The sequence below is a fragment of the Kitasatospora sp. NPDC004272 genome (assembly GCF_053603035.1).
The window spans coordinates 1-15,015 of sequence record NZ_JBSGET010000178.1; the positions used below are offsets into that span (position 1 = coordinate 1).

At 74.3% G+C, this 15,015-nt stretch carries 16 protein-coding genes; 7 read left to right on the top strand and 9 right to left on the bottom strand.

The annotated features are described in order from the left end of the window. Positions 1–83: 83 nt before the first annotated feature. Positions 84–869: a hypothetical protein gene (locus ACWEO5_RS34620; RefSeq protein WP_452166080.1), complete on the bottom strand. Its 786-nt coding sequence runs from the start codon at positions 867–869 to the stop codon at positions 84–86. 726 nt (positions 870–1,595) lie between these two features. Here ACWEO5_RS34620 and ACWEO5_RS34625 point away from each other — a divergent pair. Then, on the top strand, positions 1,596–3,155 hold the full coding sequence (locus tag ACWEO5_RS34625) for an RICIN domain-containing protein (protein ID WP_452166081.1): 1,560 nt from the start codon (positions 1,596–1,598) through the stop codon (positions 3,153–3,155). Between the two features lie 134 nt (positions 3,156–3,289). Beyond that, positions 3,290–4,900 (top strand): multicopper oxidase family protein, encoded by a 1,611-nt coding sequence (locus tag ACWEO5_RS34630; RefSeq protein WP_452166082.1) that lies wholly within the window; start codon positions 3,290–3,292, stop codon positions 4,898–4,900. Between the two features lie 52 nt (positions 4,901–4,952). Here the strand turns inward: ACWEO5_RS34630 and ACWEO5_RS34635 are convergent, their stop codons facing one another. Next, complete coding sequence (locus ACWEO5_RS34635) at positions 4,953–5,450, bottom strand: MarR family transcriptional regulator (RefSeq protein WP_452166083.1); 498 nt, start codon at positions 5,448–5,450, stop codon at positions 4,953–4,955. 100 nt (positions 5,451–5,550) lie between these two features. On the opposite strand from ACWEO5_RS34635, the gene ACWEO5_RS34640 reads away from it, so the two are divergent. Then, positions 5,551–5,931 (top strand): HGxxPAAW family protein, encoded by a 381-nt coding sequence (locus tag ACWEO5_RS34640; RefSeq protein WP_452166084.1) that lies wholly within the window; start codon positions 5,551–5,553, stop codon positions 5,929–5,931. Positions 5,932–6,008: 77 nt separating this feature from the next. Here ACWEO5_RS34640 and ACWEO5_RS34645 read toward each other — a convergent pair whose 3' ends face one another. The 3 genes from ACWEO5_RS34645 to ACWEO5_RS34655 form a co-directional block, all read right to left on the bottom strand. Continuing rightward, positions 6,009–6,176, bottom strand: coding sequence for a hypothetical protein (locus ACWEO5_RS34645; RefSeq protein WP_452166085.1), 168 nt, complete (start codon positions 6,174–6,176; stop codon positions 6,009–6,011). Further along, positions 6,173–6,511, bottom strand: a complete 339-nt coding sequence (locus ACWEO5_RS34650) for a hypothetical protein (RefSeq protein ID WP_452166086.1) — start codon at positions 6,509–6,511, stop codon at positions 6,173–6,175. The genes ACWEO5_RS34645 and ACWEO5_RS34650 overlap by 4 nt, the downstream gene beginning before the upstream one ends. Positions 6,512–6,823: 312 nt before the next feature. Continuing rightward, positions 6,824–7,606: a GntR family transcriptional regulator gene (locus ACWEO5_RS34655; protein WP_452166087.1), complete on the bottom strand. Its 783-nt coding sequence runs from the start codon at positions 7,604–7,606 to the stop codon at positions 6,824–6,826. A gap of 17 nt (positions 7,607–7,623) precedes the next feature. Between ACWEO5_RS34655 and ACWEO5_RS34660 the strand changes: the two genes are divergently transcribed. Next, positions 7,624–8,103 carry an NUDIX hydrolase gene (locus ACWEO5_RS34660; protein ID WP_452166095.1) on the top strand — a complete coding sequence of 160 codons (480 nt, stop codon included), beginning with the start codon at positions 7,624–7,626 and terminating at the stop codon, positions 8,101–8,103. A 13-nt stretch (positions 8,104–8,116) separates the two neighbouring features. Here ACWEO5_RS34660 and ACWEO5_RS34665 read toward each other — a convergent pair whose 3' ends face one another. After that, complete coding sequence (locus ACWEO5_RS34665; protein ID WP_452166088.1) at positions 8,117–8,386, bottom strand: hypothetical protein; 270 nt, start codon at positions 8,384–8,386, stop codon at positions 8,117–8,119. A gap of 80 nt (positions 8,387–8,466) precedes the next feature. On the opposite strand from ACWEO5_RS34665, the gene ACWEO5_RS34670 reads away from it, so the two are divergent. Together ACWEO5_RS34670 and ACWEO5_RS34675 are read left to right on the top strand one after the other, a co-directional pair. Then, on the top strand, positions 8,467–8,796 hold the full coding sequence (locus tag ACWEO5_RS34670; protein ID WP_452166089.1) for a deoxyxylulose-5-phosphate synthase: 330 nt from the start codon (positions 8,467–8,469) through the stop codon (positions 8,794–8,796). A 176-nt stretch (positions 8,797–8,972) separates the two neighbouring features. Continuing rightward, entirely contained in the window at positions 8,973–9,878 is a 906-nt protein-coding gene (locus ACWEO5_RS34675) for an aminoglycoside phosphotransferase family protein (RefSeq protein WP_452166090.1), read from the top strand. Positions 9,879–9,943: 65 nt separating this feature from the next. Here the strand turns inward: ACWEO5_RS34675 and ACWEO5_RS34680 are convergent, their stop codons facing one another. Beyond that, positions 9,944–10,387 (bottom strand): hypothetical protein, encoded by a 444-nt coding sequence (locus ACWEO5_RS34680; RefSeq protein WP_452166091.1) that lies wholly within the window; start codon positions 10,385–10,387, stop codon positions 9,944–9,946. 160 nt (positions 10,388–10,547) lie between these two features. Here ACWEO5_RS34680 and ACWEO5_RS34685 point away from each other — a divergent pair, with 160 nt between their 5' ends. After that, on the top strand, positions 10,548–11,081 hold the full coding sequence (locus tag ACWEO5_RS34685; protein WP_452166092.1) for a hypothetical protein: 534 nt from the start codon (positions 10,548–10,550) through the stop codon (positions 11,079–11,081). A gap of 193 nt (positions 11,082–11,274) precedes the next feature. Here ACWEO5_RS34685 and ACWEO5_RS34690 read toward each other — a convergent pair whose 3' ends face one another. Together ACWEO5_RS34690 and ACWEO5_RS34695 are read right to left on the bottom strand one after the other, a co-directional pair. Next, the gene (locus ACWEO5_RS34690; RefSeq protein WP_452166093.1) at positions 11,275–12,636 is read right to left on the bottom strand and encodes a hypothetical protein; all 1,362 of its coding nucleotides are present in this window, start codon (positions 12,634–12,636) and stop codon (positions 11,275–11,277) included. Between the two features lie 152 nt (positions 12,637–12,788). Next, the coding region (locus ACWEO5_RS34695) for a hypothetical protein (protein ID WP_452166094.1) at positions 12,789–15,015 on the bottom strand (2,227 nt) is incomplete at its 5' end.

A 15,015-nucleotide genomic window follows, 5' to 3' on the forward strand; every position in this document is an offset into this window, starting at 1 on the left:
GTCCGGGGTTCCGGCGGCGGCCGGCCCGGGCCCCGCCGGGCCGGACCCCGCCGGGCCGGACCGGACGCGCCGGCCTCCGGACGTCACTTCGTCCAGGCCGCCTGGAACTTGAGCAGGTCGACCAGGTCGGTGTAGCCGACCTGGGCCGGGGCGTTGTCGGTGCCGGAGAGCCCGATGATGCTGCAGCCCTTGGCCTCCATGCCCTTCTTGACGCCCTGGAACTTCGGGCCGGGGCACTTGGCCACCGTGATCGAGGCGGGCGGGTCCATGAAGACCCCGTTGTGGCCCGCGGTGTCGATCACCACGAACTTCGAGCTCGGCGCGGTGAAAGAGAGGCTGGCGTCGCCGAGGTTCTTGATCGTGTAGCTGACGTAGACCAGGGTGTGGCCCTCGGCGTTCGCGGTGGGGGCCTTGGCCTCCTGGAGGTCCTTGATCGAGCCGATCTCGACCCCGGTGACGGTGATCTGGAGCTTGGTGGTGACGTTCGCCTGCTTGTCGGCGAAGTCGACCGTGACCGGCTGGCCGATCTTCACCGACTGGGCGGCCGGCTTCAGCTTGCCGCCGCCCCCGGCACCGCCGCCCGCGGCACCGCCCCCCGTACTCCCGCCGGTGCCGCCCCCCGCCGACGAGGCCGTCCCGCCGGGGCTCCCGCCGGTCGCCTTGCCCGTCGGGGTGGCGCCGGTGCCACCACCGGTGCCGCCGGTGCTCCCGCCGGTGCCGCCGGCGGCCGGGGCGGAGGCCGTCGAGGTGCCGGCGCCCGCCGCCTCGTCGCCGGTCCCGTCGCTGCCGTCCGGCTCGCAGGCCGTCAACGAGAACGCGGCGGCCGCGGCAACGGCGGCGACGGTCAATTTCATGGTCTTCGTACGCATGGTGCGCCAGTTCTTGGGCGCTCTCCGCGGAACCGTTACCGGCCTGCCCGTGCGGTGGCGCCCGATCCAAAAGTGACTCGGAGACATGGGCACAGCGGGCAAGAAGCCGTCCCCCCCGATCTGGCTCGTTGTCACGGACCATATCAGTCAGCTGAATTGCCGAACTAACCCTCCGGAATTCCGGGCCGACCGGTGGCTCAGAAGACATGGAACGCATACGACATAGGGGGCGATAATCGGACGGAGAACCATTTTGGCGGCATCGGATATCCGCTGCGGAGAAAGCGGTCCCGGAACTTCCGGTGTTCGCGTCAGAACAACCGGGCGGGGCAATCCGGACGGGCCGGGCTGCGACGGAATGCGGCGGCGGCCTCGGCCTCGGTGGGGCGCACGTCGCCCTGGGCCGTGCGCCCGTCGAACGTCCGTCCCGTGCGGGCGAGTCGGGCCACCGGTCCGTCTCCCCCGCAGTCCGCAGGTCGGCCCGCCGCCGCGCGGGCGCACCCCGGGCCGGGCTACGACGGGATGCGGAGCGCGCGGCGGATCCGAACACGCGCGGGCGCGCACGTGAAATCCACAAACGGTGGCGGTGATTCCGTGCGCCCCTGGTGGGCGGCGCGGCGCCGAACCGACGATGGCTCGCGCCTCTGACGGGCCGTCACCGAACGGCGCGTCACGGGCCGCCGCTCCCGCCCCGCACCCCGCGCGGGCACCTCCGGAAGGACGTCCATGCCGCACCGCTCCACCACCCTGCTGCGCCTGCTGCTGCCCGCGGCCCTCGCCGCCGGCGCCCTCGTCCCGCTCTCGGCGGGAGTGGCCGCCGCCGCGACGCCGATCTGTCTGAGCGGCACCCTCCAGTTCGACTACCAGTCCGCCGAGGCGGGCACCGGGAAGCCGACCCTGACCCGGGCCGCCCGCAACGCCTCGGTCGAGCTCTGGGGCCGGGAGAAGTCCACCGACACCGACCACAAGCTGAACCCCGACACCCAGCTGACCGGCGCCGCCGACGGCTCGTTCAACCTCTGCTACACCCCGGTCGCCACCACCTCGATGGACCACCTGTACGTCCACTTCGCCACCCGCGACAACCAGGTGTGGAAGGTCGCCGACGCCGGCGGCACGGTCTACACCTACGACACGCCGACCCAGACGAACATATCGACGGGCCTCGCCCTCGGCGTCGTCAAGCCGACCGGCGCGGCCCGCGCCTGGCACGCCTTCGACACCGTCAACCTGCTCTGGTCGCGCCGGGCCAACTCCACCACCCCGTGCTGGACCACCGCCGAGGCGAACGCCGCCACCTGCACCACCCTGACCGTCCGCTGGTACCCCGGTTCCACCGACGGCCCCTGGTACGACCTGTCGAACACCGTGCACCTCGCCGACGCCGACCCGGACTCCGAGCACACCGTGCTGCACGAGTCGGGCCACTTCTTCCAGAACCGGCTGTACAACGGCACCTTCCCGACCGTCACCAACTGCAACCCGCACTACATCGAGGCCGCGTCCTCCGCGACCTGCGCCTGGACCGAGGGCTTCGCCGACTCGGTGGCGGCCTACCTGCTGGGCGACCAGCGCTACGTCTGGCCGGACGGCTCCTCCTACCCGTTCACCGCCGCGGCGGGCTGGCAGACCGGCGACCAGGTGCAGGGCAACGTGGACGGCGCGCTGCTCCAGCTGTGGAACCAGGTCGACGGCAGCTGGGACCGCACCATCACCACCCTGGCCTCGCACACGCCCGCCACCTTCGCCGACTGGTTCAAGAACGTCCGCCCGACGGCCGCTCCCCCGCTGTCCACCACCGGCGCCGCGCTGACCGCGCTCGACACCCACGCCATCAACTACGGCCCCACCGTGGTCAACGACGGCGCCTACCACGCGCTCAGCAACGGCGGCGGCGTCGCCCTCCAGCGCGGCGGCACCTGCAGCGGCAGCATCCCCTCGGTGGCCGAGTTCGCCGCCCTGGACACCACCCGGGCCTCGCAGCGCTGGAAGTTCGCCACCAACACCGACGGCACCGTCCGCGTCTACGACAGCTGCCCGATCCCGCTCTACCTGACCGCGCCCACCACCGCGGGCGGCCAGATCTCCCTCACCGCCGTCAACCTCGGCGCCGCCAACCAGAAGTGGCAGGTCACCCAGAACGCCGTCGGCACCTACACCCTGACCAACCCGGCCACCGGCTTCGTCCTCGACGGCAACGCCACCGCCGGCCAGGCCGTCACCGCCAACACCGCCGCCGCCGGCAGCGCCGGCCAGAAGTGGGCCTCGGTCTTCTCCATCTCCTGACCCCGGCCCCGCCCGGCCCCTGCTCCCGGGCCGCCGGGGGCAGGGGCCGCCGTCCTGACGACCCGTCGACCGGAGCGGGCCGCGCGGTGCGGCGGGGCGAACAGTGGCGCTGCTTTGCCCTAGATTGCCCGGTTATGGGAGACAGTGGCGTGATCGGTCGACGGGTGCTGCTCAAGGGGGCCGCTGCGGCCGGTCTCGTGGTGGCGGCGGGCACCGGGGCGGCGACGACGGCGACGGCAGCGGGGCGGGCCGCCTTCCCGCAGCCCGCGACGGTCCGGCGGCGGCCGACGCCGGAGCGGGTGCCCTCGGTGCTGGAGCAGGTGCTGGACGTCCGGTACGCGGAGGTCCGGGTGCCCGGGTACGGGCCGGTCACCGTACGGGCCTACAACGGGGGCTTCCCGGGCCCGACGCTGCGGGTGCGGGCCGGGGACACCCTGCTGCTCACCCACGTCAACGGGCTGCCGCCGAACCCGGCGGGCGGGATGCACGGCGCCCGGATGCCGCACCGGCCCAACAGCTTCAACCTGCACGCGCACGGGCTGCACGTCTCCCCGTCCGGCCTCGCCGACAACGTGCTGCGCGAGTTCGCGCCGCGCGCCGCGTCCGGCGACCCGGAGCCGCGCTACCGCACGGTGCTGCGGATCCCGGCCGACCACCCGGCCGGGACGTACTGGTACCACCCGCACCTGCACGGTTCCACCGCCGAACAGCTGGCCGGGGGCATGGCGGGGGTGCTCGTGGTGGAGGGGGACGTGGACGAGGTGCCGCAGGTGCGGGCCGCCGCGGACGTGGTGGTGTGCGTCAACGAGCTGAAGCTGCGCGGCGGCCGGGTGCCGCCGTTCACGTCCGGGGCCTGGACGGCCGGGGTGCCGTCGGTGTTCACCGTCAACGGCGCGGTCAACCCGGTGCTGGCGCTGCGGCCGGGCGAGGTGCAGCGCTGGCGGCTGGTCGGGGCCACCGCGTTCACCGCACTGGACCTGCGACTGACCGGCTCCGACGGCGAGTTGACGATGCACCGGATCGCCCAGGACGGGGTGACGCTGCCCGCCCCGGTACCCGCGCGGACGGTGTCGCTGGTGATGGGCAACCGGGTGGACCTGCTGGTCCGGGGCGGGACCCCCGGACGGTACGAGCTGCGGGCGGCCCGGGTCCCGGAACCGCTGCTGACCGTCGAGGTGGCGGGCGACCCGGTCGACCCGCCGATGGCCCTGCCGGCCGCGCTGCCGGCGGGCCGCCCGTTCCTCGACGAGCGCGACGTCACCGGTCCCGACCGGGAGGTGCTCTTCCACGTCGACCCGGGCGTCTTCCCGCAGCCCTTCCCGGACGCCTTCCGGGTGCTGGGCAGCGGCGCGACCCCGCCCGCCGACCCCGGCGGCGACCTGCGCCACGACCCGGCCTACGGCCTGTACGACCCCGACCACGTCAACCACGTGCTCCCGCTGGGCCGGACCGAACGCTGGACGGTCCGCAACGGCGAGACCGCCCCCGGCTTCAACCACCCCTTCCACCTGCACACCAACCCGTTCCTGGTGACCCACCGCAACGGCGTCCGGCTGGACCCGCCGGTCTGGCACGACACCGTCGGCCTGGCCGGCGGCACCCCCGGCGAGTCGGTGACCTTCCTGGTCCGCTACGAGGACTTCACCGGGCGCACCATCGCGCACTGCCACCAGCTCCACCACGAGGACCTCGGCATGATGCAGACGGTGGAGTACGTGGCGCAGCCCGGCGCGTCCGGGCGCTGACGGCCGCTCGGCACCCGGACCGCCGACCGCTGCCCGCCGCCCGCGCCCGCCGCTACTCCCGCTCCGGCCGCGCGCCCCGCCCGATCTCGGCCAGGGACTCCTCCATCGCCGCCCGGGCCCGGGTGAACCAGTCGGCGATCACGGCGGTCTCGTCGGGCGTGTAGTCGGCGAGCAGGGCGCCGATGCGCGCGTAGAACGGGCCGTACACCTGGAGGATGCGGGCCTGCGCGTCGTCCGCCATCAGCACGCGGACCCGCCGCCGGTCGTTCGGGTCGGGCTCGCGGACGGCGTAACCGGCCTTCTCCAGGCGGTTGAGCACCCCGGTCACCGCGCCCGTCGTCAGCTGGGCCCGCTCGGCGAGGTCGCCGGCCGCGAGCGGCTCACCGGCCAGGGCCGCCTCGATGACGAAGCCGAGGCAGGTGAGGTCCGTGACGTTGAGCCCGAGTCGAGCGGCGATGTCCTGCTGGCCGAACTGGGCCAGCGCGATCATCCGGTCCATCGCGTACTGCGCCTGCTCGGGCGTCGCCGGGGGGCGCGGCTTGCCGTTCATGCCGGATCTCCTTAGCATCTAAGTAACTTAGCTTGCGAGATAAGTTGAATCTTCAGTCCTGCGGCACCACCCGCCCGCCCATCACATCAAACGGAGAGACATGAGCGCACACGGCGATCACGACATGGGGCACACGGTCGCGGGCTGGACCGGCTCCCTGCTGGCCGTCCTCGGCTTCACCGCCGCGGGCGCGGCGTTCGTCCTCGGCTCGGTCGCCGGACTCTGGGGCGGCGGACTGCTCATGGCCCTCGGCGCGGTGGCGAGCTGGGTGCTGCACCTGGCCGGCTGGGGCAAACCCGCCGGACCGCGCCCGCCGCACCACCGGCACTGGCGCACCCGCGACCCCGCCTCCCGCCACGGCCACCCCGACTGCCTGGGCTGCCGCCTCGCCGGCCGCCGCGGCCCGGCGTGCCACCCGTCCCGGCGCCCCGCGAACGCCTCCGGCCCGGCCGGAGAACCGGTGGCCCCCGAGGCGGGGTGACCCGACGGCCGCCCACCCCCCCCGGGGGCCGGACGACAACGCCCGGCGCGACTCCGCCCCACCCTGACCGGATGCGGTCAACTTCCTTCTGCAGTGGATGGGTTGTGGTGGACTTCGCTCCAGACGGTTTCGCGGGCGGTGCCGTTGTTGCGGGAGGGCGGGGAGTAGCGGTGGCCCCAGCGGTCGCCCCCGCCGCCCGCCTCGGCGATCTCCCAGGCACGTTGCCGCAACACGTCACCGCTCACCAGGCCACCCCCAGCGCGGAACGGGCCTCGGTGCCCAGCTCCGGGGCCGCGAGCCGGACGGGGGCGGGGAACTCACCGCGCAGCAACGCCAGTTCGAGCAGCGCCTCGGCCAGCCGCTGCGCCCAGGGCAGTCCGACGCACCCCAGCGCAATGCCCGCCAGCTCCGGCGGGACGTCGTCGCGGTAGACCGGCGAGAGGCCGGCCGGCGGGTCCAACCTGGCCGCCAGGAAAGCGCGTTCCAGCGAGTCGGCGGCCCGCTCGGAGTCGGTGAACCCGCCACGCAGGAACCGCTGCAGGACGTCGACAGCCACCAGCGGTTGTCCGGTGTACAGCACTTGGATTCCTTTCTCGGTGCGTTCAGGCCACTTCGGCCACGGCGACGCAACGCGGGCCCCGTCGGGCCGCACCCGGTAGACCCAGATCGTCAACCTGGCTTTCCGACTTGTGCGCTGCTGTTCAGCCATGGCGACGAACCTCGCGGGTGGTCGTACGGGGGCGATGCGCGGCAACGGCCACACGGGCTCTACATGGAGCCCTCTCCTGTACTTATGTAGAGGAGTTACAAGCAGAAGAGTGCCCTACTCCTCTATATAAGTAAACCCGCCGTGAGGAGAAACCCGCGACGGATCGCAGAAGTTGACCCTCCGTCAGTCAGTTGCAGCGAAGCGGTAGTCGAGAACGAACTGGTCGGCGGCCATGAGCGTGTCGCAGACCTCCACCACCCGGCCGGTGGTGGTGACGGCCTCCCGCACCAGGTGGATCACCGCCGCACCGGGGCTCAGCGCCAACGCGACCGCCTCGGCCTTGGTGGCCAGCCGGGCCCGGACGGTCTCCCCGTACTCGGCGAGCGTGAACCCGTGGTCCTCCAGGCGCTGGTAGATGCCGCCGCCGCCCGGGTTCTCCGCGAAGAGCTCCGGAATCTCCTTCGCCACGTCCCACGGCAGGTACGAGGTGGCCTCCTCGGTCGGCACGCCGTTGCGGAAGTACCGGCGCTTGCGGGCGAGCACCTGCGTACCGGCCGGGACCCGGAGCCGCTCGGCGATGTCGGCCGGCGCCCCGGTCGGTCCGATGAACAGCACCGAGACGGAGGCGACCCCGCCGGAGGCCTCGGTCTCGGCCAGGTAGGCCGCCTTGCCCGCTCTGCGGTGGGCCCGGCGGAAGCGGTCCGAGGACTTGCGCTGCACCGGAGGGCGGGAGCGGACGAAGGAACCGCGACCGTGGTGCGTCTCGATCAGCTGCGCCGTCCGCAGCTCGGCGATCGCGTTGCGCACGGTGCCCGACGCGACCCCGTAGCGCTGCATCAGTTCGGCCTCGCTCGGCACGAGGGTGCCGGGGGCGAGCGTGCCCGCCCTGATCTCCGCCGCCAGGTCGTCCGCGATCTGGAGGTACTTCTTCGCTTTCGCCGACGCCGTCGGCTCACTGCTCGCCATGGTCCTTCAGGGCTCCTATTCTCCTGTACATGAGTAACAGCGTCCCGAAGCCGCAGTCAACGCCCCTCCACTCCGTGTCCGTCGCGGGCGCGGTGGTGCGCGAGGACGGCCGGCTGCTGGTGATCCGCCGTGCGGACAACGGCAGTTGGGAGCCGCCCGGCGGCGTCCTGGAGCTGACGGAGGCGTTCGAGGACGGCGTGCGGCGCGAGATCCACGAGGAGACCGGGCTCAAGGTGGGCGTCGAGCGGCTCACCGGCGTCTACAAGAACGTCAGCCGGGGCATCGTCGCCCTGGTCTTCCGGTGCCACCTCGAAGGCGGCAGCGAGCAGCTCTCGGACGAGTCCACCGCGATCGCCTGGCTGACCGCCGCCGAGGTCTCCGAGCGGATGGCCGAGGTGTACGCCGTCCGCCTCCTGGACGCGCTCGGCGACGGCGCGGCCCCGAGTGTCCGCACCCACGACGGGCAGCAGTGGCTCACCGGGCACGCGACGGGCTGACCTCGTCGGCTCGTCAAGGCGTCAGCTCTTCAACGACCTCGGAGTTGCCCGTGATCCGCTCGGTGCTGACCGTACTGTGGTTCGCCGCCGCGATCGGCGGTGGTCTGCTGGTCGCCGTCGACTTCCGCGGCATCTCCAGAGGATCTTCGATCTGCTCGCCCGGTACTCGTGGACGGGGTCCGGTGCGGCTACCTCGACCACGGTCCGGATCGTCGGCGGCGGCTTCGCCGTGATCGCCGTCCTCGGCCTGGGCGTGGTCTGGCTCTCGCACGCCCAGCGGCATGAGGTTCTGTCCCTTCGACCTTGCTGAATGTCAGGGAAACCCGGTCGAGTTCATTCCGGACGGGCCGTACGCTGGCCGGCATGGCCCACGCGAAGACCTCTTTTGTCTGCCTGCCCTGTCGGGCCTCCTACAAGCAGCCCTACCTCGGTGACCACAGCCGGCTCTGCCCGCGTTGTGCCGAGCCGTTGATCCATGCGGGTTCGGCCTTCGCAGCACCGCGGCGACGTGACACCGCTGCTTGGCGGACCCTGTCGGTACTTTTGAATGCCGGGATCCGCTTCCACAAGAGTTGCTGTGGCGGCCCTGGCTATCGTCCGCGCACACTCAGCGAGGTGCGCGAGCGGATGACATACGCGCGAAGGAGCGGTGAACCGTTCGCGCGTGCATTGGTGAGCCGCGAGCTGCCGTAGCCGCTGGCACAACAGGTCAGCCACGCCTGTCCGATCATCTGGCTCGTCGGGTTGGTACGACTGGTCGTGGCGATCTGACGGACATGCAACATCAGATCGATCCGGCGTGGACGGGCCGGCTCCTCCGAGCGGAAACCGGGTGGCTTCCGGGGCCGGGCGGCGGGGAGACTGCCGGGATGATGCTGCACGAGGACGAAGTCCCGGTCGATGAGGCGCTCGTGCGGGCGTTGGTGGCGGAGCAGTGCCCGCAGTGGGGCGGGTTGCCGGTGGTGGCGGCGGGGGCGGGGACGGACAACACCATGTACCGGGTGGGCGGTGGGCTGCTGGTGCGGCTGCCCCGGACGGCGGACGCGGCGCGGGCCGTGCGCAAAGAGCGGGAGTGGCTGCCCCGGTTGGCGCCGTCGCTGTCGTGGCCGGTGCCCGAGCCGCTGTACGCGGGGGTACCGGGGGCGGGGTTCCCGCTGGTGTGGTCGGTGTACCGGTGGCTGGAGGGGGCCGAGGCGGGGCCGGACAGCGTGCGGGACTGGGCCGGGTTCGGGGCCGATCTGGCGCAGTTCGTCCGGGAGTTGCACGGGGCGGATCTGCAAGGGGCGCGGCGGACGGGCGAGTTGAGCTGGTACCGCGGCGGCGGGTTGCGGGCGGTCGAGGAGTCGGTCGCCGACCGCTTCGGCGAGTGCCGGGCCCTGCTGGGACGGGAGTTGGACGTCGACGCGCTGGAGGGACTGTGGCGGGACGGCCTCGCGCTGCCCGAACCGCCGGGGCCGCACGGGTGGCTGCACGGCGACCTCAAGCCGAGCAACCTGCTGGTGCGGGACGGCCGGTTGAGCGCCGTCATCGACTTCGGCTGCCTGTCGGTCGGCCACCTCGACGCCGAGCACGCCCCCGTCTGGGACCTGCCGCCCGAGGCCCGGCGGGCGTACCGGGAGGCGCTCGCCCCGGACGAATCCACCTGGACCCGCGCCCGGGCCTGGGCGATCGCGGTCGCGGTCAGCGGGGTCCCGTACTACTGGCGCACCCTCCCGGCGTTCGCCGCCGAGTGCCTGGCCCGGCTGCGGGCGGTGCTCAGCGAGGCGGTGGAGTGAGGGTTCGGACGTGGTCGGTGAGGCGGTCGAGGAACTCGTGCAGGCTGCGGGCGGCGAGGGCGAACTCACTGTACCAGGAGGCGTTTTCGGACTTCCAGACCCGGCCGGAGGCATCGATCGCGTAGAGCAGGCCGCCGCCGTCGCCGGCGAACACCGGCGCGCCGGTGTTCGCCTCCGCCGACCTGGACGGGGCCGTACGCGCGGAGGTGGTCCGCGACCAGCTCGGGCGGATGGACGAAGTACCCGTGGTGGACGTCGGGCAGCGAGGCTTCGGCGACCACCTCGTAGAACGCGGCCAGGTCGGCGGGCAGCGGTGTCCGGGCGGCGAGGGCGCGGGCAGCGAGGGCGCGGGCAGCCGCGCGGCTGTCGGTGGTCGCGGGCGGCACGGTGTTCTCGCCGGGCGGGAAGCCGTGCGTCGCGAGGAACGTCCGGGTGAGTTCGGCCAGTGCCGCGTCGGTCCGCTGCTGCCAGGCGCGGAGCCGGTCGGTGCCGAGTGCTTCGGTCGGCACGGCGGTTCCCCGGGGGCTAGAGCTGTTCGAACCGGAAGGCGCGGATGAAGGCAGTCCCGGGACTGGCCAGGACGCGGCCAGCCAGTTCCATCGGGGGTCCTCCGTCGGTGCCGGGTGCGCTGCCTGCGAGGATACCGGCACGAACGGGAAGGGAGCCGGGGTGCGCAGTCACAGCTGGGGTGCGGCGGCCGACGTGCCGTGCGCGTGCGGGGCGGTGCTGCGCTGGGGCGTGGGGCAGTTCGTCCAGGACGGGGAGTTGGGCTGGGACGGGGAGTCCTGGTGCCCGGCGTGCGACGGCGGCGGCTGCCTGGGCTTCGGCTTCGACGAGGCGCCGGCGTGGGTGCGCGGGCCGGTGCTGGAGCGGTACGGGCCGGTGCGGGTACGGCTGGTGGACCCGGCGGCGGGGCGGGGCGCGGCGCTGCGGGTGCTGCGCCGGGCCCTGCCGGTGACAACGCTGGCGCACGCGGTCGCCCTGGCCGAGCTGCTGGCCGGCGCGGGCCTGCCGGGGACGCCCGCGGAGGCCGGCTGGCTGGGCGGGCTGCTGGCGGAACAGGGGCTGGCGATCGAGACCGTGCCGGAGCTGGAGCCGGAGACCGTGGGGGCCGGGACGGGAACGCGGAAGGCCGTCGGGACGGCGCCGGGCCCGGAGGCGGACGCGGCGGCGGCCGCTTGGCCGTGGCCACCGCGCGCGTGAGCGCCCAACCTGGGGGCGGGGACCGGTCCTCGCGGTCGGTAACCCCCCGCCCCGGCCCCGGGGTTCAGCCCTCGCTGCAGGCACCTTGCCACCCGGCCCCGGCCCGACCGGACCCGCCACGACCGGACCGGAAGCCGGGCCCGAAACCGGACCTCGCCGACGGCGACCCGCCCGCCCGGCCCGGCGCCGGCGGTCAGTCCTTGTGGTCGGCAACCTGCCGCCGGGTCGCGGCGCGGCTGAACTCGCCGGAGCCGACCCGGGCGGCGAGGGTGTCGTCCGGGCCGGAGAGGAGGGAGCCGTAGCCGGTGGCGGCCCAGAGGCTGCGTTCGGCCGGGACCTCGAAGTAGGGGACGGTGCGGCCGTGGTCGCGGACCGCGAGGACCTGCGGGGAGCGGCGGGCCTTGAGGGCCTGGCCGCAGTCGGTGCAGACGGCGACGTCGACGCGGTCGCGGCGGCCGAGCGGGCGCCAGGTGGTGCGGCGGGCGGCGGTGCCGTGCCGGGGGTCGAAGAAGCAGAGCGGGAGCCGGGGTTCGGCGGCGAGCGCGGCGCGTCCTTCGGCGGCGAGGGCGAGCACGCCGGCCAGGTCGGGGAGGCCGTCGGCGCGGTCGAGGACCCGGCCGGCCGCGTCGTAGGCGTCCAGGGCGCGGCTGAGGCCGGGGGTGGTGGCGCCGTCGGCGCCGTCCAGGGCGGTGCCGAGGGCGAGCACCTCGTCGGCGGCCTGGCGGCGCAGTCCGGCCTCGTCGGCGGCCCGGTCGGCGGCGAACACCGCGTCGGGGAAGGTGAAGGCGGTGTGCCGGGGCTTGCGGCGGCTGCGGACCAGCAGGGCGGAGCCGATGACCAGGGCGAGCACCAGGACGGCGACGACCGCGAACGGGCCGGTGGCGGAGGACGAGGAGGACGGGGAGTCGGCGTGGTCCTCGGTCTGGGCGCGGGCCGCGTGCTCCCGGTCGACGCGGTCGGCCTCGGCCTTGTACACCTCGGTGCCCTTGCCGGTGCCGATCAGTTCGATCGCCCGGCCGATCTTGGCGGCCAGGCCGGCGTCCTTGAGCTCCTTGATCAGGGCGACGGCGTTGGCCGCGTCGCGGGCCTGGTGGGCGTTGTCGGCGGGCCACTCGTAGCCGTCGAGCCAGCTCCCGTAGTCGTCGCTGGTGATCATGATCAGCGGGGACTGGCCGAGGCGTTCCTGCACGACGGCGGCCATCGCCTTGGCCCGGCCGTCGAAGGCGTCGCCCTTCTGCAGCGGCACCAGCACCACCTTGATGGGCAGTCCGGTCGCGGCGATCTGCTCGGCGAGCTGCTGCTGCTGGGCGGGGGTGACGGCGGCGGCGAAGGCCGGATCGACGTACACCGGGGCGGTCTTGAGCGCCTCGGCGATGCTCGCCCCGGTCGCCTTGGTGGCGGGGGTGGCGTCGGCGGCGAAGGCCGGGGTGACGCCGCCGGTGCCGAGCAGGGCGGCGCAGGCCAGCAGCAGCACGGCCAGCAGGCCGGACAGCGGCCGGCGGCCGGGTGCGGTGAGCACGGCGGGTGCGGTGGCGGTGGGGCGGTCACTGGACACTGGCGGACTCCCTGGCCCTGAGGATGGGTGCGTCGAGGCCATCGGATGCGGCCGGAAGGATCTGCCCGGCGAGGGCGCGGACGGCGCCGGTGCGGACGGTGCCGGTGCGGGCAGCGCGAGCGGCCCGGGCCCGGACGGTGGCGGCGGGCCGGTCACTGGACACTGGCGGCCTCCCGGGCCCACTCGACCAGCGCCTCCACGCCTTCGAGCGCGGCCGGGAGGACCTCCCCCTCCTCGTTCCAGGCGACGGTGCCGCGGCCGTCCTCGTCGGGCAGGCGCAGCAGCCGCTTGTCGGTCTCCGCACGGCGGGCGGCCGGGTCGGCGGCGCCGTACCGGTTGACGCCACTGAGCTGCAGGAGGTCCCGGCACTCGGCGCACAGCTGGGCGGAGGTCGGGCCGAGGTCCACGGTGGTGAACCAGGACGGGACCTTGCCGCCGTCGGCGATGCCGTGCAGCGGGCTGAGGCGGCACAGCCGCGGGCCCCGCCGGCCCTCCAGGGTGTCGGCCCCGGCCCGGGCCAGGGCGACGGCGGCGGCCAGGTCGGACGGGTCGGCGGTGCGGCCGCCGTCCTCGCCGAGCAGGAGTTGGGCGGCGTCCAGGCAGTCCCAGGCGCGGGCCCGGCGGGGGTCGTCCTGGTCGACGGCGGCCAGCCGGACGGCGAGGGCGCGGGCGTCCTCGGTGGCCCAGGAGCGCAGTTGGCGGGCCGAGGGGTGGGTGGCGGTGTGCCGGGGGCCGGTGCTGGTGGGCCGGGCGGGGGTGGGCGCGGCGGACCGGGCGTGCCGGGAGCGGAGCACGGCGCGGGCGGTGGCGACGGCGGCCCAGGCGAGCAGCAGCAGGACGGCGAGCAGCATGACGCCGAGGGTGATGCCGCCGCCGAAGTCGTTGCTGAACAGCGGCGGGAGCCTGTTGCTGCGCAGCTCGGGCAGTGTCTCGCGGTCGCCGGTGTAGCCCTCGTCGCCGGTGGGTCGGGCGGCGGCGACCTCGTCCAGGACGGTGTTCAGCCGCTCGGGGATCTTGAGGTCGTTGGAGGTGCCCTCGCGGTCGGGGTAGCGCAGGTCGGCCTTCCGGAACCGGCTGGACAGGTCGGTCTCGGCGGCGGCGTACTCCTCCACCTGCAGGTAGCCGCCGACCGGGTCGACCTGCACGTAGACGCCGTCCCGGCCGGTCTGCCGGTGCACCTGGGCGAGCAGGGCGGAGCTGTCACCGGCGCTCTCGTCGTCGCCGTCGGAGGAGGTGAACAGCAGGAACACCGGTGTCTTGGTGGCGAGTTGGCCCATCCGCTGGCGGACGGCGGCGAGCTGTTCGGGGGTCAGCGGGTTGGGGGCGGAGGCGTCCTGGTAGATCCCGCCGTCGGCGGTGAGCGCGGCGGCGGCCTCGGTGGTGCGGGCCTCCAGGTCGGCCCGGGTGACGGTGAGGTCGGGGTCGTCGATGGTCTGCGGGAAGACGCTGGGCGCGGCGAGCACCACGCCGAACACGGAGGCCACCGCGACCAGCAGGGTGGCCACCAGCACGCTCCGGCGCAGCGGCGCGGGGGCGAGCGCGGCGGGCCGCGGGCGCCCGCCGCCCTTCGTCCCGGCCTTCGTCCCGCCCTTCTTGAGCTGGGCCTTCGCGGGGGCCTTGGTCAGGGCGACGGGCGGCTTCTTGCCCAGGTCGACGGCCGGACGGCGGACGGCTCCGGTGCCGCGGGCGGGCGGGCCGGGGCGCAGCGGGCGGCGGCGGGCGAACCACAGGCCGAGGGAGAGCAGCACGCCCGGGATGACCACCACGGCCAGGCCCAGCAGCAGGTTCTGGTTCTGCCGGTCGGTGGAGGAGATGTACGCCCGGGGCGGGTCGTCGTCGTAGTGCTGTTCCAACGCCCGGGCCTCGGCGGCGACCTGGTCCTTGCCCTGGGTGACCTTCTCGGTGAAGGCGGTGAACCGGGCGAGCGGCCCGGCGTCGTAGGAGACGGTGCGGTTGGCGATCCGGGCGGCGTCCTCGGCGGGGAGGTCGACGCCGAACGCCGAGACGGTGACGCCGCCGTACTTCTCGACCAGCACGTACAGGCCGTCGGTGCCGAGCCGGTCGTGCACCTGGGCGAGCAGCGTCCGGTCCGAGTCGGGCAGCACCAGCACGTAGGTGGGCACGCCGGTGCGCTCGGCGGCCTCGGCGTACCCGGGGGCCAGCGAACGCGGCACCTCGCGCGGCAGGTCGGCGGAGATGTAGACCGGGCTCTTGCGCAGCTCGGCGGCCAGCCGCTCGGCCTGCGACGCCTCGGCGGGCAGCAGCCCGGCGGCGGGGGCCGGGGCGGAGGCGGCGGCGGAGGCGGCGGGTGACGGGTCGGCCGTCGCGGACGCGGCGGCGGGGCCGAGCAGCACCAGCGCGGCGAGCGCGGCGGCGGCC